Source organism: Fructilactobacillus sp. X3R5C2 (assembly GCF_059901175.1).
This window is the reverse complement of sequence record NZ_JBWXVC010000002.1, coordinates 276470-301392: the sequence shown is the minus strand read 5'-3', so window position 1 is coordinate 301392 and position 24923 is coordinate 276470. Positions and strand designations below refer to the sequence as shown.

General features: G+C 36.9%; 31 protein-coding genes. 28 read left to right on the top strand and 3 right to left on the bottom strand.

Going from position 1 to position 24923, the window contains the following annotated elements; translation table 11 throughout:
* The first annotated feature begins 13 nt into the window (after positions 1–13).
* From infC to rpmF, 13 genes are all read left to right on the top strand, one after another.
* Entirely contained in the window at positions 14–520 is a 507-nt protein-coding gene (gene infC / locus AC6UD4_RS03590; protein WP_500693664.1) for a translation initiation factor IF-3, read from the top strand.
* Between the two features lie 41 nt (positions 521–561).
* Complete coding sequence (rpmI, locus tag AC6UD4_RS03585) at positions 562–756, top strand: 50S ribosomal protein L35 (protein WP_010021583.1); 195 nt, start codon at positions 562–564, stop codon at positions 754–756.
* Positions 757–790: 34 nt separating this feature from the next.
* Positions 791–1147 carry a 50S ribosomal protein L20 gene (gene rplT / locus AC6UD4_RS03580; protein WP_010021582.1) on the top strand — a complete coding sequence of 119 codons (357 nt, stop codon included), beginning with the start codon at positions 791–793 and terminating at the stop codon, positions 1145–1147.
* Positions 1148–1250: 103 nt separating this feature from the next.
* Complete coding sequence (locus AC6UD4_RS03575) at positions 1251–1796, top strand: YqeG family HAD IIIA-type phosphatase (protein WP_500693958.1); 546 nt, start codon at positions 1251–1253, stop codon at positions 1794–1796.
* Positions 1796–2914, top strand: a complete 1119-nt coding sequence (gene yqeH, locus AC6UD4_RS03570) for a ribosome biogenesis GTPase YqeH (protein WP_500693665.1) — start codon at positions 1796–1798, stop codon at positions 2912–2914. Before AC6UD4_RS03575 ends, yqeH begins: the two co-directional genes overlap by 1 nt.
* Positions 2915–2926: 12 nt before the next feature.
* Positions 2927–3238, top strand: a complete 312-nt coding sequence (gene yhbY, locus AC6UD4_RS03565; protein WP_500693666.1) for a ribosome assembly RNA-binding protein YhbY — start codon at positions 2927–2929, stop codon at positions 3236–3238.
* A gap of 11 nt (positions 3239–3249) precedes the next feature.
* On the top strand, positions 3250–3819 hold the full coding sequence (locus AC6UD4_RS03560; RefSeq protein WP_500693667.1) for a nicotinate-nucleotide adenylyltransferase: 570 nt from the start codon (positions 3250–3252) through the stop codon (positions 3817–3819).
* Positions 3812–4414 (top strand): bis(5'-nucleosyl)-tetraphosphatase (symmetrical) YqeK, encoded by a 603-nt coding sequence (gene yqeK / locus AC6UD4_RS03555; protein ID WP_500693668.1) that lies wholly within the window; start codon positions 3812–3814, stop codon positions 4412–4414. Before AC6UD4_RS03560 ends, yqeK begins: the two co-directional genes overlap by 8 nt.
* An 8-nt stretch (positions 4415–4422) precedes the next feature.
* Positions 4423–4782 carry a ribosome silencing factor gene (gene rsfS / locus AC6UD4_RS03550; RefSeq protein ID WP_500693669.1) on the top strand — a complete coding sequence of 120 codons (360 nt, stop codon included), beginning with the start codon at positions 4423–4425 and terminating at the stop codon, positions 4780–4782.
* A gap of 1 nt (position 4783) precedes the next feature.
* Positions 4784–5521 (top strand): class I SAM-dependent DNA methyltransferase, encoded by a 738-nt coding sequence (locus AC6UD4_RS03545; RefSeq protein WP_500693959.1) that lies wholly within the window; start codon positions 4784–4786, stop codon positions 5519–5521.
* A gap of 5 nt (positions 5522–5526) precedes the next feature.
* Positions 5527–6645 carry a nucleotidyltransferase gene (locus AC6UD4_RS03540; RefSeq protein ID WP_500693670.1) on the top strand — a complete coding sequence of 373 codons (1119 nt, stop codon included), beginning with the start codon at positions 5527–5529 and terminating at the stop codon, positions 6643–6645.
* A gap of 82 nt (positions 6646–6727) precedes the next feature.
* Positions 6728–7282: a YceD family protein gene (locus AC6UD4_RS03535; protein WP_500693671.1), complete on the top strand. Its 555-nt coding sequence runs from the start codon at positions 6728–6730 to the stop codon at positions 7280–7282.
* A 42-nt stretch (positions 7283–7324) separates the two neighbouring features.
* A complete protein-coding gene (rpmF, locus tag AC6UD4_RS03530) occupies positions 7325–7504 on the top strand; it encodes a 50S ribosomal protein L32 (protein WP_010021570.1) in 180 nt (59 codons plus the stop codon).
* Positions 7505–7590: 86 nt separating this feature from the next.
* Here rpmF and yidC read toward each other — a convergent pair whose 3' ends face one another.
* Positions 7591–8562: a membrane protein insertase YidC gene (yidC, locus tag AC6UD4_RS03525; RefSeq protein WP_500693672.1), complete on the bottom strand. Its 972-nt coding sequence runs from the start codon at positions 8560–8562 to the stop codon at positions 7591–7593.
* A gap of 70 nt (positions 8563–8632) precedes the next feature.
* Positions 8633–8917, bottom strand: a complete 285-nt coding sequence (locus tag AC6UD4_RS03520; RefSeq protein WP_500693673.1) for an acylphosphatase — start codon at positions 8915–8917, stop codon at positions 8633–8635.
* An 86-nt stretch (positions 8918–9003) separates the two neighbouring features.
* Here AC6UD4_RS03520 and AC6UD4_RS03515 point away from each other — a divergent pair, with 86 nt between their 5' ends.
* The 8 genes from AC6UD4_RS03515 (at position 9004) to greA (ending at position 16791) form a co-directional block, all read left to right on the top strand.
* Positions 9004–9771: a TrmH family RNA methyltransferase gene (locus AC6UD4_RS03515; protein WP_500693674.1), complete on the top strand. Its 768-nt coding sequence runs from the start codon at positions 9004–9006 to the stop codon at positions 9769–9771.
* An 87-nt stretch (positions 9772–9858) separates the two neighbouring features.
* Positions 9859–10341 (top strand): HDIG domain-containing metalloprotein, encoded by a 483-nt coding sequence (locus AC6UD4_RS03510; protein WP_500693675.1) that lies wholly within the window; start codon positions 9859–9861, stop codon positions 10339–10341.
* A 17-nt stretch (positions 10342–10358) separates the two neighbouring features.
* Positions 10359–10697, top strand: a complete 339-nt coding sequence (locus tag AC6UD4_RS03505; protein ID WP_500693676.1) for a winged helix-turn-helix transcriptional regulator — start codon at positions 10359–10361, stop codon at positions 10695–10697.
* Between the two features lie 262 nt (positions 10698–10959).
* Complete coding sequence (pheS, locus tag AC6UD4_RS03500) at positions 10960–11997, top strand: phenylalanine--tRNA ligase subunit alpha (RefSeq protein WP_500693677.1); 1038 nt, start codon at positions 10960–10962, stop codon at positions 11995–11997.
* A 14-nt stretch (positions 11998–12011) separates the two neighbouring features.
* Positions 12012–14423, top strand: a complete 2412-nt coding sequence (gene pheT, locus AC6UD4_RS03495) for a phenylalanine--tRNA ligase subunit beta (protein ID WP_500693678.1) — start codon at positions 12012–12014, stop codon at positions 14421–14423.
* A 13-nt stretch (positions 14424–14436) separates the two neighbouring features.
* Positions 14437–15564: an endolytic transglycosylase MltG gene (gene mltG / locus AC6UD4_RS03490; RefSeq protein ID WP_500693679.1), complete on the top strand. Its 1128-nt coding sequence runs from the start codon at positions 14437–14439 to the stop codon at positions 15562–15564.
* Positions 15565–15576: 12 nt separating this feature from the next.
* Positions 15577–16251: a uridine kinase gene (gene udk / locus AC6UD4_RS03485; RefSeq protein ID WP_500693960.1), complete on the top strand. Its 675-nt coding sequence runs from the start codon at positions 15577–15579 to the stop codon at positions 16249–16251.
* Positions 16252–16314: 63 nt separating this feature from the next.
* Positions 16315–16791, top strand: coding sequence for a transcription elongation factor GreA (gene greA, locus AC6UD4_RS03480; RefSeq protein ID WP_500693680.1), 477 nt, complete (start codon positions 16315–16317; stop codon positions 16789–16791).
* A gap of 45 nt (positions 16792–16836) precedes the next feature.
* On the opposite strand, the gene AC6UD4_RS03475 is transcribed toward greA, so the two are convergent.
* The gene (locus AC6UD4_RS03475; protein WP_500693681.1) at positions 16837–19476 is read right to left on the bottom strand and encodes a YfhO family protein; all 2640 of its coding nucleotides are present in this window, start codon (positions 19474–19476) and stop codon (positions 16837–16839) included.
* A 147-nt stretch (positions 19477–19623) separates the two neighbouring features.
* Between AC6UD4_RS03475 and AC6UD4_RS03470 the strand changes: the two genes are divergently transcribed.
* The 7 genes from AC6UD4_RS03470 (at position 19624) to AC6UD4_RS03440 (ending at position 24886) form a co-directional block, all read left to right on the top strand.
* Positions 19624–21687, top strand: coding sequence for a peptidoglycan D,D-transpeptidase FtsI family protein (locus tag AC6UD4_RS03470; protein WP_500693682.1), 2064 nt, complete (start codon positions 19624–19626; stop codon positions 21685–21687).
* A gap of 122 nt (positions 21688–21809) precedes the next feature.
* Entirely contained in the window at positions 21810–21959 is a 150-nt protein-coding gene (gene rpmG, locus AC6UD4_RS03465; protein ID WP_500693683.1) for a 50S ribosomal protein L33, read from the top strand.
* 55 nt (positions 21960–22014) lie between these two features.
* A complete protein-coding gene (locus tag AC6UD4_RS03460) occupies positions 22015–22548 on the top strand; it encodes a 5-formyltetrahydrofolate cyclo-ligase (RefSeq protein WP_500693684.1) in 534 nt (177 codons plus the stop codon).
* A 10-nt stretch (positions 22549–22558) separates the two neighbouring features.
* Positions 22559–23233, top strand: a complete 675-nt coding sequence (locus tag AC6UD4_RS03455) for a rhomboid family intramembrane serine protease (RefSeq protein ID WP_500693685.1) — start codon at positions 22559–22561, stop codon at positions 23231–23233.
* Positions 23234–23269: 36 nt separating this feature from the next.
* Entirely contained in the window at positions 23270–23497 is a 228-nt protein-coding gene (locus tag AC6UD4_RS03450) for a YqgQ family protein (protein WP_010021549.1), read from the top strand.
* A 1-nt stretch (position 23498) separates the two neighbouring features.
* The gene (locus AC6UD4_RS03445) at positions 23499–24461 is read left to right on the top strand and encodes an ROK family glucokinase (protein ID WP_500693686.1); all 963 of its coding nucleotides are present in this window, start codon (positions 23499–23501) and stop codon (positions 24459–24461) included.
* Positions 24462–24481: 20 nt separating this feature from the next.
* On the top strand, positions 24482–24886 hold the full coding sequence (locus AC6UD4_RS03440) for a rhodanese-like domain-containing protein (RefSeq protein WP_500693687.1): 405 nt from the start codon (positions 24482–24484) through the stop codon (positions 24884–24886).
* The last annotated feature ends 37 nt before the right edge of the window (positions 24887–24923 follow it).

Genomic DNA, 24923 nt, shown 5'->3' with positions numbered 1-24923 from the left:
AGCAAGAGATAAGATGGTTAACGAGGGTATCCATGCTCGCGAGTTGAGATTAATCGGTGCTAATGGAGATCAATTAGGAATCAAATCTACTAAAGAAGCTTTGTCAATTGCTGAAGAAGCTAATTTGGATTTAGTTGTTGTTGCTCCCAAAGCAAAACCACCCGTAGCCAAGATTATTGATTACGGGAAATATCGTTTTGATCGCCAAAAGAAAGAGCGTGAAGCTCGAAAGCGTCAAAAAACTGTTAGTGTTAAAGAAATTAGGTTAAGTCCGACAATTGATAGTAATGACTTCAATACCAAGCTTAAAAATGCCAAGAAATTTTTGACTAAGGGCGAACGTGTTCGAGTTTCTATTAGATTTAAGGGACGTGCTATTACCCATAAAAGTATTGGAAGAGACGTCTTAAACAAAATGGCGGAAGCTACTTCTGACGTTGCTGATGTTACTCAACGAGCAAAAATGGATGGCCGAAGTATGTTCTTAATGCTTGCACCAAGTAAGAATGAAAAGAAATAACTCATTTAATTGGGTTATGAATCGATGAGGAGGAATATAATATGCCAAAATTGAAATCAAATCGTGCTGCCGCAAAGCGTTTTAGAAAAACTGCTAATGGTGGTTTAAAGAGTGGTCATGCCTACACTAGTCACCGTTTTCACGGTAAAACTAAGAAACAACGTAGACATTTACGTGGAACACGTATGATGGCTAAGTCAAACTTGAAGACTTACAAAGAATTACTACAAAAATAAGCGAATAATATAGTTTGTATAGGGGGATTTTAATATGCCACGAGTAAAAGGTGGAACTACCACACGTAATCGTCGTAAGCGTGTTCTTAAATTAGCTAAGGGATACCGCGGTGCTAAGCATCGTTTATTCAAAACTGCTAAAGATCAAGTAATGAAGTCACAGGAATATGCCTTTCGTGACCGTCGTGCCAATAAAGGTAATTTCAGAAAGATTTGGATTGCAAGAATTAACGCAGCCACTAGAAATAATGGATTGAGTTACAGTAAATTCATGCATGGTTTGAAACTTGCTAACATCGATATGAACAGAAAAATGTTAGCTGACTTAGCAGTTAACGATGCTGATGCCTTTTCTGCATTAGCGGAAAAAGCCAAAGCAGCATTAAAATAAGCCTAAAAAACTTTCACCGCTCTTGTTTGGTGGAAGTTTTTTTATCGGATTGGGATGCTCCCAATCTATACATAAATGATTTAAAATAGAAACATCAATTCTTATTTACAGAGAGGTCTATATGCTATCATTATTCAAACCGACTTGGATGGTTAACAATATTTATCAAATTTCCCCAGAAAAACTTGAAAGTTACGGGATTAATGTAATTCTGACCGATTTAGATAATACCCTAATTCCGTGGAATAATCCTGAGGGAACCGTAGAACTGCACGATTGGCTCAAAAGAGTTCGAGATCATGGAATCAGGGTGATTGTGGTTTCAAATAATAATCGGGAAAGACTAGAGAAAGCTCTTACTAGTCTTGAGTTACCATTTATTGCCCGGGCTTTAAAACCACTTACTTTTGGGATTTTAAGGGCTCTTAAAACGTATCGTTTAAAACGAAGCCAAGTGGTAATGGTGGGAGATCAAATTTTAACGGATATATGGGCCGCTAATAATACTCGAATTAGAAGTATTTTGGTAAAGCCATTGGTTACTTCAGATGCGTGGAACACACGGATTAATCGTTTCTTTGAAACGTTTGTATATGCACAATTGATGCGAAAGTACAGTGATTTAAAGTGGAAGGATGATATTGATTAATGGATAATGATGAAAATAATGAGCCCTTATATTGCATTGGGTGTGGGGCACAAATTCAAGATACCGATCCGAAACAGGCTGGTTACACGCCTAAATCAGCAATCAAGAAGGGAATTGATTCTGGAAAATTATACTGTCAGCGTTGTTTTAAGCTTCGTCATTATAATCAAATTGAACCAATCAGCATCTCAAATGACGAGTTTGTAAAGTTATTGAGTGAAATTAGCGACACTGATTCGTTAGTAGTATACGTCGTGGATGTATTTGATGTAGATGGAAGTATGATTCCTGGGATTCAGCGCTTTGTTGGTAACAATCCGATTATTTTAGTTGGTAACAAATTAGACTTGTTGCCATCGTCGTTCAACCAGAACAAAGTTAAAGATTGGTTACGTCAAATGGCAAATAAGAATGGAATTAGACCTATTGATATTGAATTAGTATCTGCCAAGACGAATCAATCAGTCGACGATCTGTTAAAAGCCATTTCAAAAAATCAGAAGGGCCGAGATGTCTATGTGGTTGGAGTAACTAACGTTGGCAAATCTACCTTAATTAATCAAATTATCCAACAAAGCACTGGTGAGAAGCAGGTTATTACTACCTCTAAGTTTCCTGGTACTACCCTCGATTTGATCAAAATACCGTTGGAAGATGGAAAAGAGTTGATCGATACACCTGGTGTTGTTCATGAAGATCAGATGGCTCACTATTTAAGTTCTAAAGACTTGAAGTATGTTTCACCGCAAAAACGGATTAAACCCAGGACTTATCAGTTGGATCCAGGGCAGACGTTATTCTTAGGTGCAATTGGCCGGTTTGATTTTATCTCGGGGGAACGTCATGGCTTTACCGTTTATGCTGACAATAATCTGATGATTCATCGAACCAAATTAACAAATGCTGATGAATTTTTTGAGAAACATGCCGGTGAATTATTGACCCCACCAACTGGTAAGGACAACGTCGTTGAGTTAAAACGACATGAATTTAAAATTACTGACAGAAGTGATTTAGTGATTGAAGGACTGGGATGGATTACCGTTCCGAAAGGTTCCACGGTTGCTGGATATGCTCCTAAGGGTGTGTCAGTGTTAGTTAGAAAAGCAATGTTTTAGGAGTATTTAATAATGAATTTAAAGGGAAAACAAAAACGATTTTTAAGAGCAAAAGCGAATCATATGCGGCCCATTTTCTCAGTTGGAAAGAATGGGTTAGATGAGACTTGGATGAATGAAGTTAAAAATGCTGTTGATCACCGTGAATTAATTAAAATTAATCTTCAACAATCTGCCGATGTGGATGTGAGTGACGTTAAACAATTTATTGAGAATAACTTGGACATCCAAGTTGTCCAAACGATTGGTAAGACACTTTTATTGTTTAAGGAATCAAGTAAGGACAATTATCGTAAATTATCGATTGAAGTGGCAAATTTGTAGGAGATTGATTGATGCGCAAAAAGGTTGGAATTTTAGGTGGAACTTTTAACCCCATTCACTATGGTCATTTAATTATGGCTGAACAAGCTTTAACCCAATTAAACCTCGATTTAGTTCTATTTATGCCCGATTATTTGCCACCACATGTTGATTATAAGTCCGCAATTGATGCTTCTGATCGGGTTAACATGATTAATTTAGCCATTAGGGATAACGCTAATTTTAAAATTGAAATGATTGAAGTAAATCGCAAGGGGAAAAGTTATAGCTATGATACGATTAAGGAATTAACTAAAATTCATCCCGATGTTGATTATTACTTTATCATTGGTGGCGATATGGTCGAATATCTGCCAAAATGGTATCGAATTGATGATCTTATTAAAATGGTTAAATTTGTTGGCGTTAATCGTCCGGGTAATTCTGAGTCTTCTAAGTACCCAGTAAGTTTTGTTGACTCACCTGAGATAGCTATTTCATCGTCTTTAATTAGATCACATCTTGAAAAGGGTGAAAGTGTCAGATATTTGTTGCCAGATGCGGTGTTACGGTACATTAAGGAGCATGATTTATATGGATAAAGAGAAAATTAATTATCAAAAATATTCTAAGTATGATCGTGATCAAATTGTTGCCAAACTAAAAGCGACGTTAAAAGAGAAAAGGTTTCAACATTGCTTGCGAGTTGAAGAGACCGCCATTACCTTAGCACGAGAGTTTAATGTGGACGAAACTTTAGCTGGACTTAGTGGTCTGGTTCATGATTATGCCAAACAACGGCCGGATTCGGAATTTATTGACATTATTAAGTCCCATCATTTGAATCCAGAACTACTTAATTATGGAAATGCTATTTGGCATGGCTACGTGGGTTATCTGATTGTGGAATCAGAACTTGGGATTCATGATAGTCGAATTCTAAACGCGATTAAATATCATACGATCGCATCGCCTGACATGGACAAAGTTGCACAGATTACTTATATGGCTGACTACATTGAGCCGGCCCGTGATTTTGATGGGGTTGAAAAAGCTCGTAAGATTACCAATCAAAATTTATGGGATGGTGTTAAATATCAAACTAAAAGTACCATTTCATATTTGGCAAGCAACGGAAAGGCAATTTATCCCGGTGCGATTACAGCTTTTAATGTAATTGTTGCTGGTAAAAAGTAGGGGATTATATGGATAATAATAAGATTTTACAAAATATTGTTGAAACTGCTGATAGTAAACGCGCCCACGATATTGTGGTTTTAGACATTGAAGAATTGTCGTTGGTCGGTCGTTATTTTGTCATTATGGATGCTCCTAGTGTTCGTCAGGTGAAGGCAATCGCAAATGATATTATTGATCGATTGAGTGAGGAGCACGTTGAAGTTTTACGGGTCGAAGGGCTAAATACAGGATCTTGGGTATTAATTGACCTCGGTGATATTATTATTCACGTCTTTAAGAGTGAACAACGTTCCTTTTACAACTTAGAGAAGCTTTGGTCTGACGCTCCTGATCTTGATATAACTGATTGGGTCAGTGAAGACTGATATGATTTATTCTGAGTTTGCGTCATTTTATGATAAATTATTTGACAATCATCTATATCGAAAGTGGTATGAGTTTGTAGCTGATAACGTCCCTAAAGAAAAGCATATTTTAGATTTAGCCTGTGGGACTGGTCGTCTTTTGGTTACTTTAAAAAAAGCAGGTTATGTCGTATCTGGAGCTGATTTATCGGATGATATGCTGGCCATCGCAAATGATCATTTAAATGAAAGCCATGTGTTTGACGTGGCGTTAATTAATGCCAATATGCTAGACCTGGATGGTGTACCCAATTATGGTGCCATTACGTGTTTTGACGATTCGATTTGTTATTTAGAAAATATTGAGCAAGTTAAAACAATGTTTGCTCAGGTTAAAGGACATCTTGTTAAGAATGGTAAATTCTTATTTGATGTGATCACCCCTTATCAGACCGATGTTGTTTATCCAGGCTATATGTTTAACACCAACGATGGTGACCATGCTTTTATGTGGAATACCTTTGTTGGTGATTTTCCTCATTCAGTGGAACATGATCTATCTTTTTTTGATTACAATCGGAATATTAACGGTTTTGATGAATATAATGAAACCCATAAAGAACGAACCTATCCCTTGGTAAAATACACTCAGGCACTGAATGAAGTCGGATTTAATAACGTTAAGGTGACGAGTAACTTTGGAAAAGATAAGGTTAAAGATGATACTACCCGTTGGTTCTTTGTATGTAGTGAGGAATAATCCAAATGAAAGCTGTTGGAATAATAACCGAATATGATCCTTTCCATAATGGTCATCTGTATCAATTACAGGAAGCTAAAAGACGAACTGAAGCGGATGTAACGGTAATATTTATGAGTGGTAATTGGACTCAGAGAGGCGAGCCAGCTATCTATGATAAATGGATCCGCACTCAGATGGCTTTAGATAACGGAGTTGATTTAGTAATTGAACTTTCAATATCGGATGCGGTTCAACCTGCCAGTATTTTTGCAGAGCGGTCGATGAAACTTGTAGAAGCTTTGGGCTGTTCATACTTATCGTTTGGTAGTGAGCACAGTGACTGGAATTTTACGAAGTTGGCATCTATTGACGTTCATCCGTCTGATAATTTTCATAATTATAATTTTTCCTATCCAAAATTATTTCAACGAACAATTAAAGAACAGAGTGGAATTGATTTAATTAAGCCAAATGATACACTTGCGTATTGGTATGCAAAGGCCAATCAGAAGTTGGGTTCCCCTTTAAAGCTAGTTCCGGTTAAGCGGTACAGTAGTGAGCATAATAGTGGAGAGTTGAGTGGAAAAATTGCGAGTGGCAAAGCTATTCGCGCTTCAATTAAATCACAGGATCGTCGTTACCAAAAGTTTATTCCCAATTCTTCTGTCGTCCTAGACAACGAAAAACCAGTTTTCTGGTCAGACTTTTGGCCCTTTTTACGTTATGAATTGACTCAGAGTTCGATAGCTGATTTAAATCAAATTTATCAGATGACTGAGGGATTAGAGAATCGTCTAAAGCAAATGGCGGTTAAAGACACAACCTATCAGGCGTTTATTAAAGATGTTAAGACAAAACGGTATACCTACACTAGGATTCAAAGACTGCTGGTCTATACGTTATTTAAAATAAAGAAAACACAAATGACTAGTTATAATCCGGTTGTCCGAGTTTTGGGAATGAACGATACCGGGAAAAGTTATCTGAATCAAGTTAAAAAAGCAATCCCATATCCGATCGTTGATCGAATTGGAAAAGAAGAATTTAATAATACGTTGGAACTAGAATGCCGTTCTGGAATTCTTTATGGAATGATCAATGGTCGAATGCAAGATAAATTTACTTATCCCATTGTTATATAGAAGACCGTGCTATCAAGGATAGGACCTTGACAATGAATTTTATGGTATGTATAATTAGTCGTGTTGCATTGGAGGTTAAATTATGAAGTGGTCATTTGAAAAACTACTAGGATATAAGAAAGAACCGTTTACAACCCATGAGACAGTGGATTTAAAAGACGATTTAATGAATCGATATCCGAAAAGTATTCTTGATGCCACTTCCTTTGACGTTGATGTATCTGCCACTCCTGACAACGGAGATGTGATTATAGATGCTCACGTCAAAGGTAGTGTAACAGTTCCTTCTTCACGATCGTTAACTCCAGTTAAGTTACCCATGGATTTTAATATTAGTGAGATTTATGTGTTAACTGAAACTGCGTTAAACCGATATGATAATGAAGAAGTAGTGTTAGTTGTTGGTGATGACTTGATGATTGATTTTGATAAAGCAGTTGTCGATAACATAATTGTCAACATTCCGATGCAAGTTCTTTCACCAGAAGAGCAGAAGGGTAAAGCAATGCCTGAAGGAAATGACTGGGAAGTTATTTCTGAAGATGATTTTAATCGACAGGTGGAAGAAGATAAAAATGTTGATCCACGTCTTGCAAAATTAAAGGATTTCAAACCTTCAGACGATGACAAGACTTAAAAATTCACTAGTGGAAATCAAATTAAGAGGAGGTTGTGAATAATGGCTGTACCAAAGAGAAAAACTTCTAAAGCAAGAAGAAACATGCGTCGTTCGCATGACAGTTTATCAGTTCCTGGCATGAGCCCATGTCCTAACTGTGGCGAACTACGTAAGTCACATTTTGTATGTCCTAACTGTGGTTACTATGACGGTAAAGAAGTAGTTGCCAAAAAGGGTTAATTTAAAATAAAGAACTTCAAAAACACCATGGGTTTTTGAAGTTCTTTTTTGTATTAAAAAACCGACAATTTAATTGTCGGTTTTATTTACTCGTTATGATTATGATGCTGTTGTTTGCCCGCATTACGTTTTCGGTTGTTTTCGTGTTCAATCTCAGTCTCGGATTCTCCGGATTTAGAAACTGTATTTTTGGAGCTGTTTGTTGAACTTGGTTCGGCTCCTGTCTTAATCTCTTCTTCTAATTCCTTTGGAATGACAACTTTGGGAGGATTCTTTTTGGCTTTTTCATTAATTTGTTTTCTAATTCGTGGACGGGACAAATTGATGATAAAGGTCTGAACGCAGGCAAATAATCCACCAATAAAGAAGTAAATTCCTAATCCAGCTGGTGATGAAAGGGTAACAAATAGAATCATGATCGGACTAATTAACATCATAATCGCCATTTGTTTTTTCTGTTCTTTAGGGATCCCAACGGTTGAAAGATATCCCTGAAGTGCATAAGCCAGAAATGACAAGACGGCTAATAAGATGCTGGATTGACCTAGTTTAATTCCCATAAAGACGGTATGAGAAACTTCAGGTGAGTAACGAATAGCTGCATACAGAGCAGCAAACACTGGTAACTGGATCAATAATGGCAAGCATCCAATCCCACCTGTCATACTGATTCCGTTGTCTTTATAGAGTTGCATCATCTGCTGATTTAAGGCAACCTGCTGTTCTTTGGTCGTTGCTTTTTTTAGGAGTTGTTGAATCTTGGTCATTTGTGGTTTAACCAAATTCATTTTTTCCTGTTGAATAGTAGATTTTTTCATCTGACTAATCATCATTGGTAAAAGCAAGGTTCTAACAATTACGGTAATTGCAATTAAAGCCCATCCATAGCCACCAACGTATTGTGCTAGCCAATCCATAACGTGTTGCCCGGGAACGGCTAAATAATGATAAACGAATCCAAAGGGACGTCCCTTTGAATCGGTTCTTATACATCCAGTTAAAAAAATGCCAACCATGGCAATAAAACCGAATAAACCTAGTTTCTTAATTTTTTTCATTTAGTTAACTCCTAACTTTTAAGTAACATGTTACATACTAACCTAATAAGAATATTTCAGCAATTTCAAGTTAGATTTTAATTGAAAATGAATTTGGAACTTTTGGAAGTTTAATTGACTGTGTTTTAATGTTTTGGATCTTAGCAAAACTATTAGGTGCAGTTTTAATTGAATGAATAAAATCGTCTAACTCCGATTTAGTCCCATTTGCGATGATTAAAACGGTTCCGTTGGGCATGTTTTGGACACTTCCAGTAATCGAATATTGATCTGCGATTTTTTTAGTACTATATCGAAATCCAACGCCTTGGACAAGTCCTGAAACGATTATTTTGACTGACTGATTGTTTGACAAAATGATTCTCCTTAAAAGCGTTTACCGTAACTGTGATATTATAAGAACAACAATATCAATTCTAATTCATTTTAAGGGGAATATAAATGGAAAGAATTAATTCTAAACAAAACCAAACCATTAAAGATATTAAAAAGTTACATACCAGTAAAGGAAGAAAAAAGAGCGGGGAATATTTAATTGAAAGTTGGCATCTGGTATCCGAGGCAATGAATTATCTTAAAGCAGATCAGTTGGTAACCATCTTAGCAACCGAAGATCAATATTTGGCTCATGGAGATGACCTTTCTGGTGAAAATATCATTGTTATATCAGATGAAGTTGCTACTGAATTAAGTGATACTTCGACAACTCAAGGAATTTTTGCCGTGTGTAAGATTGAAGAACCAAAGATTGATGTTGCTAAAGTTAGCGGAGCTTGGCTTCTGCTTGATAACGTTCAAGATCCCGGTAATATCGGAACGATGGTAAGGACAGCGGATGCCGCAGGTTTTTCTGGAGTGATCTTTGGTGACGGAACTTCTAGTGAATATAACGGGAAGGTTTTACGTGCCATGCAGGGAAGTCAGTTTCATCTTCCGATTATTAAAATGAATCTAGAACATGCCGTTGAGATGTTTAAGAAGCTAAAAATTAAGGTATATGGGACAGAGCTTAATTCCAGTGCCATTAACTATCGAGATGTCCCTTCTAAAAATGATTTCGCTTTAATTATGGGTAATGAGGGGAATGGAATGAGCTCTGGCTTACTAAAATTAACTGATGATAATTTGTATATTCCCATTGAGGGGAAGGCTGAATCTTTAAATGTAGCAATTGCGGCTGCTGTTATCATGTTTCGAATCAAAAATTAAATTGTTTCTTAAAGTGAGTTCTTATGATTGAATGGAACTTATCTAATTGGGTAGAATTAACTTAGAGACGGATTGGAGTAATGTAGTATGGAAACAGAATCGTGGAAAGATGACCCTGAATATGTTTCAATCATTTCTGATTTGTTAGAAAGTCCGCAAATTCAAAAATTAGGTGATTACACCCAACATCACCATTCGACTAGATTGAAGCATTCAATTGCAGTGTCTTATGAGAGTTATAAAATTGCTAAAAAGATGAATTTAGATTATCGAGCGGCTGCCCGTGGCGGATTATTGCATGATCTATTCTATTATGATTGGCGAACTACTAAGTTTGATTTAGGTTCACATGCATATATTCATCCACGTGTTGCCCTAAGAAACGCCAAAAAGATCACTGATATCACTCCGAAGGAACAAGATATTATTCTAAAACATATGTGGGGGTTAACCCTTGCAAGACCCAAGTACATGGAAAGTGTGATTGTTTCACTTGTTGATGATTATTCGGCAGTTGATGAATTTTTCTCACCGATGAAGAAAAAAGTTAAAGGATTATTAAAAAGATAAGTTAGGAGGATATGAGAATGGATTTAACTGATAAAGAAATCATTCATTTGTGTCCTAAATTTCAAGTGGCGTTTCAAATTCTAGGGAAAAAATGGAACGGTTTAATCATTGAATCATTTTTATTAGCCGGACCACTTCGATTTCGCGAATTAGCCAATAAAGTTGAGGAATGTAGTGATCGTGTATTGACCGAACGCTTAAAAGAGTTGGCTAAAGTGGGAATCGTAAAAAGACAAGCTGATAAGAACTCTGGAGTGGTTTATTATCAGTTAACTTCTAAGGGTGAAGAGCTTCGTCCGATTATGAAGGCGGTTCATGGATGGTCTGACAAGTGGTGTGATCCTGATCATGCTTGACCAGTGATAAAAATTGCTATAATATTTATTTAAATACAATGATAAAAGAAGTAGTAGACCGACGAACACAGAGAGTTCATGTTAGCTGAAATTGGACGTTACGGTTGAATTCGCTTTTTGATGTTAGCATTGAATATTAAAATGTTCGGTCGATGTCGTTATTCATCATTATAAGTGCGCACTTTGGTGTGAATTTGGGTGGTAACGCGATGCTTCGTCCCTTTTTTGGGATGGAGCTTTTTTTATGGAATTGGAGGTTAGTATGGCTTTAAAAGAAGATTTAGAACAAATTAAATCCAGTGGGTTGCAGGATATTGAGGCTATTAGTGATAGTAAAGCTTTAAATGATTTAAAGGTGAAACTTTTAGGAAAAAAGGGCTCAATTACTAAAGCCCTTCATGGAATATCATCACTTCCAGTCGAAGAAAGACCGAAGATTGGTAGCTTGGCGAATAAAGTTAGAGACGAACTTTCAAAAAAGATTGATTCCAAAAGATTGGAATTAGATCAAGTCGCTCTAAACCAAAAGTTAAAGGATGAAAAGATTGATGTCACCCTGCCAGGTGACTCGGTTCCAAAGGGGCATCCTCATGTTATCCAACAAATTATTGATGAAATTGATGATATTTTTATTGGAATGGGCTACCAGGTTCTTTCGGGTCCTGAAGTAGAAGAGGAAGTTTATAATTTTGAAATGATGAATCTGCCGAAGAACCATCCCGCAAGAGACATGCAGGATACTTTTTATATTACCAAGGATATTTTAATGAGAACTCATACCTCACCGATGCAGGCACGAGCACTTCAAAAACATGATTTTTCTAAAGGCCCCTTAAAGATGGTTTCCCCGGGCGTAGTTTATAGACGTGATACTGATGATCCAACTCATTCTCACCAATTTCATCAGGTAGAGGGAATTGTGATTGATAAGCACATTACGATGGCCGATTTAAAGGGAACTCTTGAGGTAATGACACACAAATTGTTTGGGGATAAATTTAAAGTCCGTCTCAGACCAAGTTACTTTCCGTTTACCGAGCCATCAGTTGAAGCAGACATTACCTGTTTTAATTGTAATGGAAGGGGTTGCGATGTATGTAAAAATACTGGTTGGATTGAGGTCCTTGGGGCAGGAATGGTTCATCCTAACGTTTTAAAAATGGCTGGAGTAGACAGTAGTGTATATGGTGGATTTGCCTTTGGGGTGGGTCCCGACCGATTTGCCATGCTGAAATACGGAGTAGACGATATTCGAGACTTTTATCTTAATGATCTACGTTTCTTGTCACAATTTGATTAAGGGAGGAAATAAATTTGCTGATATCTTATGAATGGTTGAAAGACTACGTTCAAATTAAGCTTTCTCCAAAAGAACTAGCTAACAAAATTGAAAAAACGTCAGTTGAAGTTGACTCCGTTTTTAAGCGGAGTGATGGATTAAAGAAAATCGTGGTTGGAAAAATCTTGTCCATTAAGGATCACCCCGATGCAGATCACCTTCACATTACGCAGATCGATGTCGGCGAACAAGAACCGATTCAGATTGTTTGTGGTGCGCCAAACGTTCAGGTAGGCAAAAAGGTTATTGTTGCTTTATCTGGAGCGCGAATTGCCAATAACGTTAAAATTAAGAAGTCCAAGATGCGTGGAGTTGAATCAAACGGTATGCTCTGTGCCTTAGATGAGATCGGGTTTGATAAGTCATTGGTACCTGATGAATGGAAAGACGGAATCTATTTCTTACCAGATAATGCCCGAATTGGTGACGAGGTTTATAACTATTTGGGAATGAATGAATCGTTAATTGATTTGGACGTCACTCCTAATCGTGGAGACATGTTAAGTGTTCGTGGAACTGCTTATGATTTGGGGGCGGTATTTAATGAGTCGGTTGACTTCATCGAACATGCTAGTGCTCCAACTGGAACGCACGACAGCGAGAAATTTGTTTCAGCAAAGGCTGATACTAATTTAGCGCCAATTTATAAGCTTAAAGTTGTTAAGGGCGTAAACGTGAAGCCTAGTCCACTTTGGCTTCAAATTAAATTATGGAATTCGGGCATTAAACCAATCAATAATGTCGTTGATATTACTAATTTTGTTATGACTAAGGTTGGACAGCCAATGCATGCCTATGATCTTGACAAATTAAAAACTAATAAGGTTGAGGTTAGAAATGCTAAAGATGGTGAGTCAATTACGACTCTAGATGGCAATGACCGTAAATTAACCGACACGGATGTTGTTGTTGCGGCTGACCAGCCAATTGCTTTAGCAGGACTAATGGGTGGAAAAAATTCGGAAGTTACTTCTGACACTAAAAATATTTTATTGGAGGCAGGAGTTTTTGATCCGGTTAAAACCAGGAAGATGGCACAAAAACAGCTCTTACACACGGATGCCTCACAACGCTTTGAACGGGGAATTGACCATGGAAACGTTGAACAAGCACTTGAGTATGCTTCGGGAATGACCCAAGATTTAGCTCTTGGTCAATCTCAACAAGGGGTTGTTAGTGGGAGTGATGTTGAGGTTAAGCCACGAGTGATTTCAATTTCAACTTCTCACATTAATCACGTTCTTGGGACTAATCTTAGTGACGAGGAAATCATTTCAATCTTTAAACGTCTAGGTTTCTCAGTTGAGGCATCTGGAGACGATCTGACGGTCACGGTTCCTACTAGATGCTGGGACATTCAAATTGATGCTGACTTAATTGAAGAGGTTGCCAGAATCTATGGATATGACAATATTCCGTCAACATTACCAATCACTCAAACGACTGAAGGTGGACTAACACCAAAGCAATTAATGATTCGAAAATCTAGAGAAACACTTGAGGGACTTGGATTAACGCATGCTATGTCATATTCGTTAACTACAAAAGCCAAGGCAAAGATGTTTATGATAAATGGTAGTCATGAAACTAATTTGCAGTGGCCAATGACAGAGGATCATGCCGTTTTACGTATGAATTTAATTTCAGGATTATTGGATGATGTGGCATATAACCAGGCTCGAAACGTGCTTAATGTGCCACTTTATGAGCAAGGTCGTGTTTTTTATAAGCAAACTCCTGATCAGATAAGACCAGACGAAGTGGAACATATTGCTGGTGCCATTTCTGGATCGTTAGTTGCTCCAAGCTGGGACCATAAAGCTAAGTCAGTTGATTTTTATCAAATTAAGGGAATTCTTGAAAAATACTTAGAAAGTCTTTCCTTAAAGGGTGACGTTACTTATGTTGCGACTGATAAAATTCTCGAAATGCATCCAGGTAGAACAGCGCTTGTTAAACTAGATGATCACATCATCGGTTTTGTGGGAGAAGTTCATCCAGAAGTCGCTAAACAATTTAAGATTAAAGAAACCTATGTTTTTGAACTTGACCTTGATTATTTAAATGTGGCTCCTAAGTCTGGACAACAATACCAAAAGGTTGGTCAGTACCCTGCTATTCATCGTGATATTGCTATGTTAGTGGATCGTACCATTACTAATGAGGACATATATAATGTAATTATTAGGAGAGGTGGCGCCTACTTACAGAATGCTACCGTATTTGACGTATATCAGGGGCAAAATGTGCCTGAAGGCAAAAAATCAATTGCCTATTCATTGACTTTTGAAGATCCTAACGCCACTTTGAAAGACGAGACTGTTGATAAAGCGGTCGATAAAATACAAAAACGTTTGACCACTGAATTAAGCGCTGAGATTAGATAAGGGTGGATTCATAATGAGTGAGAGAAAAAGGCATTTGGGTGGTTTTATTTCCAAAATTAAAACTAGTTCATTTGGGAAGAAAATTATTTATTCTGTGATTGCAATTATTGTAATTTTAGTAATTGCAATTGCGTTATTTGGACATCACTATTTTAAAACTTCACTTCAACCACTGGATCCTCATGATAATGAAGTGACTCAAGTTAACATTCCAAGAGGCGCTTCCACCAAAAAGATTGGGGCAATCTTACAGAAGTCAGAAGTAGTTAAAAGTGGGATGGTATTTAATTACTATGTAAAATCACACAACATCACTAGTTTTAAGTCAGGATATTATCAATTAAAGCCGTCAATGTCCCTAGATACGATTGCCAAGAGTTTACAAAAGGGTGGAAGTTTCGAACCCATTCAAAGCACTGATAGTAAAGTTACCGTTCCAGAAGGAGCTAACATCGACCAAATTGCGGATATTGTGGCTAAAAATACCGATTTTTCTAGGGCAGAATTTATTTCCCTGATGAAGAATCGTAATTTCTTTGATGAAATGACCAAGGATTATCCAGAATTACTGGGGTCCGCTAAAGATGCCAAGGGGACCCGTTATCTTTTTGAAGGATACCTTTATCCAGCGACATATCCCGTCCCTAAACATTCGTCGTTAAAGATGATGGTCAGTTTAATGCTCGCTAAAAGCAATCAAATGTATGGTCCATATTATCAAAGAATGAAAGAGCAAAAGCTGACGGTTCAGCAAACTTTAACGTTAGCATCTTTGATTGAACGTGAAGGTGTAAGTCAAAATGATCGTAATAAGATGGCTGGTGTGTTAAGAAATCGCATTGATAAAAAGATGCCACTTCAATCGGATGTGGCTGTTTTGTATGCACTTCATAAAAACTCAAAGACACTTTCAAAACGTGATTTAATGGTTAATTCCAAATATAATCTTTATGTTAATAAAGGGTTTGGTCCTGGACCATTTGATAACCCTTCGGTAAGCTCAGTCCAAGCTGTGCTATATCCAACTGATATGTCTAAAGGATATTTATATTTCTTGGCCGATCCGAAAACTAAAAAGATTTATTACGCTAAAACCTTAAAAGAACAGCAAAATAACATTAAAACTCATATGGATCGATAGTGGAGGATTAAAATAGTGAAAAGCAAAAAAAGACCCGTAATTATTGGAGTTACCGGAGGCTCTAGTAGTGGTAAAACAACGGTAAGTAGGTCAATCTTGAATCGTTTGCTGGGACATTCAATTGCAATCTTGCAGCAAGATTCTTACTATAAGGATCAATCCAATATGACGATGGACGAAAGAAGACAGGTTAACTACGATCATCCGCTTGCTTTTGACACTGATTTAATGGTTAAGCAATTGAAGCAGCTGTTAAACTATGAATCAATTGAGAAACCGGTTTATGATTATTCCAAATTCACCCGGAGTGGTGAAACTGTCACTCAAGAACCACGTGATGTAATTATTGTTGAGGGGATTTTAATCCTTGATGATAAAAGGCTCCGGGACCTAATGGATATTAAAGTTTATGTAGATACTGATGCTGATATTCGCGTCATTAGGCGGATTGAGCGGGATACCAAAGAACGTGGTCGAACGCTTGATTCGGTAATTCAACAATATTTAGCAACCGTTCGCCCCATGCATCTCCAATTTGTTGAACCCACGAAACGATATGCTGATATAATTATTCCTGAGGGTGGCAAAAATCAAGTAGCGATTGACTTACTAGTTACTAAAATTCAGTCAATTTTAAATGACGTTGGTGACGATCCGATTAGTAATGCAATTGATACGACAATATAATTAAGTTGCCAAACTTTAATTTAAATGGTATTTTAATTTTGAATAAAATAGTGAGGTGTAAGAATGGCTGAAGATGAAATGTACCCGATGACTGAAGAGGGGAAAGAAAAGCTCGAAACTGAATTAAAAGATTTAAAGGTCAATCAAAGACCAAAGATTGTTGATCGAATCAAAGTCGCTAGAAGTTACGGCGATTTATCTGAAAACTCTGAATACGAATCTGCCAAAAACGAACAAAGTATGTTAGAGAGCAGAATTGCTACGGTAGAGCACATGTTACAATATGCTCAAGTGGTTGATAAAGAAGAGACCGACGAAGATGAAGTGACCGTTGGAAAAGAAATTCAGTTTAAGGAACTACCTGATGAAGAGCCAGAGACATTTACAATTGTCGGAGCTGCTGAAGCTGACCCGATGAGTGGAAAAATCTCGAATGATTCTCCAATTGCACAGGCTTTGCTTGGCCATAAAGTAGGGGAAAACGTTGATATTGATATTCCTGCTGGCGTAATGCATGTCAAGATATTATCAGTTAAATAATAATTTTAATTTAAAATAGGGCAATCGTCTCAAGTGACGATTGCCCTATTTATTATATCTTTTTTTAAACCAACTTCTTAAAATTAAGGTGAGAAGTGTCAAAGCACTAATGATTATTCCCATATTTAAGAATGGTGGCCAATATGAAAGCTGAATGTGCTTCATTCCTTTTCCAGTTTTAAGTGCAATGAAGTAATGATCCCATTTCGTGATTGAATGTTTCTTTCCGTTTATTTGGGCACTCCAGCCTTTCGAGTACGGGATACTTGAAGCAATTACTGAATTAGAACCGTTTGTCTTTATATCAGCCTTTACCGTTCGTGCGTTTGGGCTGGATATTTTTTTGGTTCCCGATCGAAGTTTTCGATCGGTTTGCTTAAATAAAGAATTATTTAGCTGGTATAAAGTAAAGTTTTCTAACCAAAGTGATGACTTTTTCAAGCTGATTTTTACTTTAATCTTTTTGTTTTTTGCGTTATTGGCAATGTTAATGACCTTAATCGAATTAGATTCAGGACTAAGTGACAGTTGGTTACCATCAACTGACAAATCACAATTACCGTTATTTAACGCTGTTCCCATCGTCAAATAGTAAGAGTCATTAGTTTTTGGCTTAAACGTGAGATCAAGAGAGGCCGGCTGTAAGACGTTGACTTTGTTGAAGATGGTGCCAGTAAGTTGATTGTGTTTGGTTACGTTGTTATATCTAACGTGATTGAAGTTAATGCTCGAAAAGAGGTGGCTTTGGACTTGGTTGTCCCCCGTTAGATTTGACCATAGCTGTGTTTGGTATTGAATGGGATCTGGACTGGCAGCATTTTTGTGGATTGATTGGTCACTGGCTCTAAACATCATTGGTAACGCATACTGATTTTCGTATACTGAAAATCCCTCAGATGATCCCATGTTTTTGTATGAGTTTTGGTCATATCGTTCTGGGAATTCTCTAATACCTGGAACGTCAACTGGAGCTGTGTAGGGACGAGCCAGATGGTATTTCATTGAGAGCAGTGCATCTGAAACCATGGTTCCACTGGAATATTCGATTACGCCATCGCCATTTGGCTGACCAATTTTTCCAACTAGATCAGACATTTTAGGATTCATGACGGATGAAAATAAGGAAGCACCATAAAAATTAAAGTTAAAGGGGTCGTTTTTAGTTCGGGAAAAGTCCTTGCTGATTCGATATGGGCCATCTAAAGAATGATGTTTCAGGTAAGTTGTGACATGATCTAATTTATTTACGTAACCACGGTATTCAGAGTTACTTAAGTATGAGATGTTGTTTAAAGAGAGAATAAGATTAATGGTAATGCCAAAGACAATTAGTGAAAAAACACCCAAATTAAACCATTTTTCATTCCGGAAGTGGGTTAATAAAACGATGATGGCGGCTAAAATCATAAGTCCCTCAATCACAATTGTGAACCATTTAAGATAGTTATATTGAGGCATTCTAATGGTGGTATAAGCGACCATTAGTGCAAGCAATAAAATTATGAGCCACGTTCCAATTTGCTTAAAACTAATTGCCTGAATGTGAGATAAGCTAACTAGCGCGACCATGATGAACCAAAAACATATTACAAACGAAAAACGGTAGGGGTACCAGATTGGAAACTGAAATGCATGCCAAAATAAGTCGAGTGGCTGAAAACACGTTGACAACAGTAAAAAGATGGTCATTACCAAAGTGAAAATTCGAGTTTTTTTGGAGAAGGTTTTATTAACAAAAAAGAACAAAAATAGTACCAAAATCGTTTCTGAAATAAAAAGGTTTGGTAAGCCCTTGGGCATTTGGTCAAAATTAAAGGTCCCAGGAGCAAATTTAGTTACTAAGTCAAGCATTGGATATTCAAATTTAAAGTTCAATTTATCAGAAAATCCCTGGCCCTTGGAGTTAATCAGTGAATAAATGGTTGGCAGAAGAATGAAAGCAGCTAATCCCACCGAAATTAATCCATTTGCGACTAGTCGCAAAAATCCAACAAACATATCTTTGATATTTGAAACATTGATGGCTAAATAGTAGATAGTTAGTGCTACGATAAAAATCGTAATCATGTATGCCATATAATAGTTGATGATCAACATAGCGGTATATGATGTAATGAAAAGTAGTTTTTGGTTGTTTTTTAAGAGTTTAACTAAACCAAGCACAATTAAAGGAAGTAAAATCATGGCATCGAGCCAAATGATATTTAGGTTATTTGCAATCATCCAACCATTTAATGCATATGCAGTTGCAAATGATGACAGTATGAGTGAAGAATTAGTAAGATGAAGTTTGCGAACTAGAATGGTAAAGGTCAAACCAGATAAGCCAATCTTTAAAAGTAATAGGATGAGAATCCCTGATGGGAGGGATGCATTATTAAAAAAGAGTAAGATAAGGTTTAATGGACTCATTAGATAGTAAGCCCAAGTCCCGATCATTTCATTCCCTAGTCCGTTAGAAAACGAATAAAGAATTGATGAAGGATGGTGCAAGATGGCTCTTCTAAAATATGCAAAAAAATCAATGTACTGTTGTCCTAAATCAACCGTTAGAATCGTATTATTTCCGAAGGGTGCCATATTGCGATATGCTGCGTATAATGCCATAATAACTAGTGGTATTAAAAAGCTTAGGATTAATGCGAAGTTTTTAGATAGGCTCTTTTTTATTTTTTGGTTAAGCATTTAATTACCTCATTAATTTATAAAGTAATGAATTATAATAAGATTAGGTTTGTCGTTTTTCTAATAAATAGAGTATCATATATAAATTAAGAAAAGCGCCATAAGTGATGAATTCGAGTTATTAATTAGTTAAGGAGCGTTAGCATCGTGAGAAACTTTTTTGATCGGTTATTTAGAAGAAGGAGTCGGGATTCGAGCCGGCGAAACGGTAATTCCAAAATTCCATTTCGACTGAATTTTATCTTCGCAATTGTTGGAATATTGTTTGCAGTTTTAGTATTTCGACTAGCATACATGCAGATTTTTCAAGGATCAGTTTATAAATCTGATGTTAATCAGAGCGATAATTCAGTTAAGTATGGTAATGTTCCGCGGGGGATGATCTATGACTCAACCGGGAAAGTTTTAGTTGGTAACAAAACTCATCGGGCCATCACCTATACTAAAGGATTAAGCGTAATGCCTCAGGAGATTTATAATGATGCCAATAAACTTGGGAGTTACATCACCCTCCCAACTAAAGGGCTTACTAAAAAGCAAATTGGTGAATATTACTTGGCCGATAAGACTAACCTTACAAACGCTACTAAGGAAGTTCCTAATGGAACAAAGTTAGCGCCACAAGCAGCCTACAATAAAGCTTTAGATATGATCCAGAATGGGAAAATTGTAAAGGTTACTCCTCGAATGAAGAACGCAGCTGCTATTTTTACGGAAATGAGTGGGGCTTATCAATTATCAACTACCAACATTAAAACGGATGGTGTAAGTAACAAAGAAATTGCTGAAGTTGGTGAACATGCTTCTGAAATGCCTGGAGTTCAGGTTGGAACAAGTTGGTCTCGTGATTATCCATCTGGAAACGAGATTCAAAGTATTGTTGGAAATGTTTCATCTAGTAAAACTGGGTTACCTTCTGATCGGGTTAATGAACTTTTAGCTGAAGGGTATTCAAGAAATGATTCAGTTGGACAAAGTAATTTGGAACAACAATATGAACCAATTTTACGTGGCTCTAAGTCTCAGACCGAGGTTAAAGTTGGAGGGGATAACAAAATTGTTAAAGAAGTTAAGAAGTATCCAGGCCAACGGGGCCAGAATCTTCAGTTGTCCATTAACTCTAAGTTTCAAAATAAACTCCAAGATTTGGTTAAGGGTGCAGAGTCTGGTGGCGTTGGTGATTCAACGGGAGCTTATGCCGTTGTTATGAACCCAAAGACCGGTGCGGTAATTGGAATGGCTGGTGTTAACCGTGATCCTAAGACTGGTAAAGTAACACCAAACGAATTAGGAACCATCAACAGTGCCATTGTAATGGGATCGGTTGTTAAGGGTGCGATGGTTTCAGGTGCCCTAATGGATAAGGTTATTACACCGAATAACAGTACAATGGAAGATATGCCAATTGATATTGGTGGAGCTAAAAAGAGTTCTTGGTTTAACAAAAATGGTGAGGCCAATATGCCGGTTAACGCCCAGGGTGCTCTAGAGGTTTCCTCTAACTCTTACATGATGCAACTTGCTATGAAAGAAGGGGGCTTCAGGTATAAAGCGGGAGGATCACTTAACATGAGTCCCAACATTTTTAACATCGAACGAAACTACTTCAATCAATTTGGTTTAGGTGTTAAGACTGGGATTGATCTACCGGGTGAAACTGCTGGCATTCAAGGACCATCAACGTTTGCTAATATTGGGAAATCTTTGGATGAATCATTTGGTAACTATGATTCGTACACTACGATTCAATTAGCCCAATACATGTCCACCATTGCTAATGGCGGATATCGTTTGAAGCCACATGTGGTTCAAAATGTAAGATCAACCAATACCAAGAACGGACAACTTGGAGCTGTTCAGAATACGACGATGCCAACGGTGTTAAATGAAATTCCAATGACACAACAAGAACGAAACGTTGTTACCCAGGGATTGTATCAAGTAGTTCATGGTACCAATAAATATAAAACCGGTGGAGATTTGTCAAGCCTATCTCCCGAAGTATCTGCTAAGACGGGTACTGCCCAAACATTTTACAATGGAAAACCAACTGTTACTCTGAGTTTGGCTTCCTATGCACCATCAAAGGATCCACAGGTAGTGGTTGCATTAGCCATTCCTAATCTCCCGGTTGACGCTGAAAGTAATAATTTGAATCTTGCTAAACAAATTTATCAAGCATACTGGGATGATGTTCAGAATAAGCCATAAAATACTGTTAAGTAAAATTACTTAACGTTCTTTAAATGAGACTGGATATATAGTGCTAAAGATGTTAGTATTATGATTGTTGAATTAGTTATAAAAAACGAATATGTTTGGAGGTATTTGACATGCGTGTTCATATCACTTTGGAATGTACTGAATGCCACGAACGCAATTACTTATCAACTAAGAGTCGTAGAAATAATCCCGATCGCTTAGAATTAGAAAAGTATTGCCCACGTGATAGAAAAGTTACTTTACATCGCGAAACAAAATAAGATTTTGGGTTTTTACCCAAAATCTTTTTTATTATAAAATTAATGGGTGATGTAAATGAATAAAAATAAAGTTAGAGAATTGGTTTTAAAAAGAATGAAAAATGCTAAGCCATCGGATCAATTCTTTTATGGGTTGTATGAAGCGCTCTTTGACCTTCAAGAATGGCAGAACGCCAAGGTGGTTGCCACAACCATGAATACCGCCATTGAGATTCCTACAGCTCCCATAATTTTTGCGGCTTTAAATGATGGGAAAAAGGTGGTGGTTCCTCATACACTTCCTAAGCATCAGATGGAGTTTGTTGAGCTTAGCCATACTTTAAAGTTTCAAAAGACTAAGTTTGGGATCTGGGAGCCCGTTAATGGAAAGACGATCATCAGTAATTTGATTGATTTGATAGTGGTTCCAGGAGTTGCTTTTAATCCTGATAGTAATCAGAGAATTGGTTATGGTGCGGGATTTTATGATCGTTATTTATCTCGATTTGACGGCTATAAGGTTTCACTGGCCCAAAAAGCACAAATCGTTTCTGAGTTAAATTGGAAGCCAGATCCATTTGACGTTAGATTGGATCGGATTATTTTTTAGAGGATTTAAGATGATCAAACAAAAACTTAAAAGAGTCAATAATTATCCCTGGGTAACGTACTTATTACTGTTCATCATGGTAGTTGTATATTTAATGATGACTTTAAGTGGTGGCTCAGAGAATACCGTTAATCTACTAAAGTTTGGTGCACAATATAACCCCTTAGTAAAAGATGGTCAGTGGTGGCGTCTAATTACTCCCATTTTTGTTCATATTGGTTTTCAACATATTTTAATTAATGGAATCACCTTATATTATTTGGGAAAATTAATTGAACCAATCGTTGGTCATTTAAGATATTTTGTCATTTTTATGGTTGCAGGATTTTGTGGAAATTTAATGAGCTTCGCGTTTGGAAGTGGAATTTCAGCAGGATCCAGTACCGCTATTTTTGGATTATTCGGTGCCTTTTTGATGATTGCTTTTCAGTATCGTGGTGATTCATTTGTCAGAAGTACTGCAAAGACGTTTATTCTTTTTGTAGTAATTAACCTTGTATTTGATATCTTTACGCCTGGTATTGATATTTTTGGTCATATTGGCGGATTCATTGGTGGTTACCTGATTAGTTTTGTTGTAGGATTAAAGCACAATATCAATTTAGATAAAATTATGAGATTATTTTATGCAACCGCTTTAATTATTGGTATAATAATAATGTACTATTTAGGTTCTGTTCGTTGACACGTTGTACATAGTTAATTTAGGATGATGATTAAAATGACAACTCTATATGATGTTCAACAACTGTTAAAAAAATTTGGAATATATGTATATGTCGGTAAACGACTTTGGGATATTGAAGTAATGGCCTTAGAACTCGACCATCTTCATGATGCTCATGTAGTTAGTGATCGAGAGTTTACATCCGCAAAACTAGTATTAACACGTGAACACAGGATTGAAGAAAAAAACTTAAAATCTAAAAATGAGACGGGAGGTCTATAGAATGGCAAAGAATTTGATTGGGATTGACTTAGGTGGTACCACTACTAAAATGGCTTTTTTGGACGAAAATGGTGAGGTTCTTGATAAATGGAGAGTACTCACTGATACTAGTGATAAGGGCGCTCACATCGTTGAGAACATTGTTAAGTCAATCAACAAACATATCGAGGATTCTGACAAAACCATTAATGATTTTGTTGGAATTGGAATGGGAACACCAGGAACTGTAAACCGTGAAAAGGGGACAGTTTCCGAAGCTTTTAACCTTAACTGGAAGGATGAACAACCAGTTCGAGAATTGATTCAGAATGGGGTTGGATTACCATTTCAATTAGACAATGATGCCAATGTGGCTTCCTTAGGTGAATACTGGAAGGGTGCAGGTAGTACTGAAGACGACGTAGTCTTTGTTACGTTAGGAACTGGAGTTGGTGGTGGAGTAATTGCTAACGGTAAACTCCTTCATGGTGTTAATGGTGGAGCAGGTGAAGTTGGACACATTGCTGTTCAACCAAATGGTTACCTTTGTACCTGTGGCAAAAGAGGTTGCTTAGAACAGTACGCTTCAGCAACTGGAATTGTTCACGTAGCTAAGGATATGTCTAAAGATTTTAAGGGACATTCACGGTTAAAGGATCTCGAAAATACTGATGAAAAAATCACTTCAAAAATGGTTTTTTACCTAGCAGATAATGGCGACATCTTTGCTAATCAGGTTGTGGATAAGATTTGTTTTTACCTTGGACTAGCCTTATCTGATATTGGAAATACTTTGAACCCAGCAAGTATCATTATTGGTGGTGGAGTTTCTAATGCTGGAAACACTTTGCTTCAACCAACTACTAGATATTTCCAGGAAAATGCCTTTCCATCAATTAGAGATTCAACTAAAGTTAAATTAGCTCAGTTGGGTAATGATGCTGGGGTAATTGGTGCAGCTTCGTTAGCATTACAATTTAGATAAAAGTATTGGAGAGATTTTAATTGAGTAGTGTGATAGTTTCAGTTCTTTATTTTCTGATCACTCTAGGAGTGGTTCTGTTAATTTGGTGGTTATACCATGAATTTACTATTTTAATGGCCAAACGTTATTGTAAGTTTTTAAATGAAGATGAATTTCAAAGTGGGATTCGCAAATCGCAAGTTATTGACTTACGTGAAAGTAAAGCTTTTAATGATGGTCATATTCTTGGTTCAAGAAACATGCCATATTCAACTTTTCGAAGTTTTTATCAAGAACTGAGACCAGATCTACCAGTTTATTTGTACGATCAGAATAAGACTTTGAGTATGAAAGTTGCCAAATTCCTTCATAAAAAGGGTTTTAAAAATATTTCAATTCTTAACGAGGGTTACCAGCGATGGGATGGCAAAATTAAAAAGGGCTAAATAAAAAGAGAACTCGATCGAGTTCTCTTTTTATTAT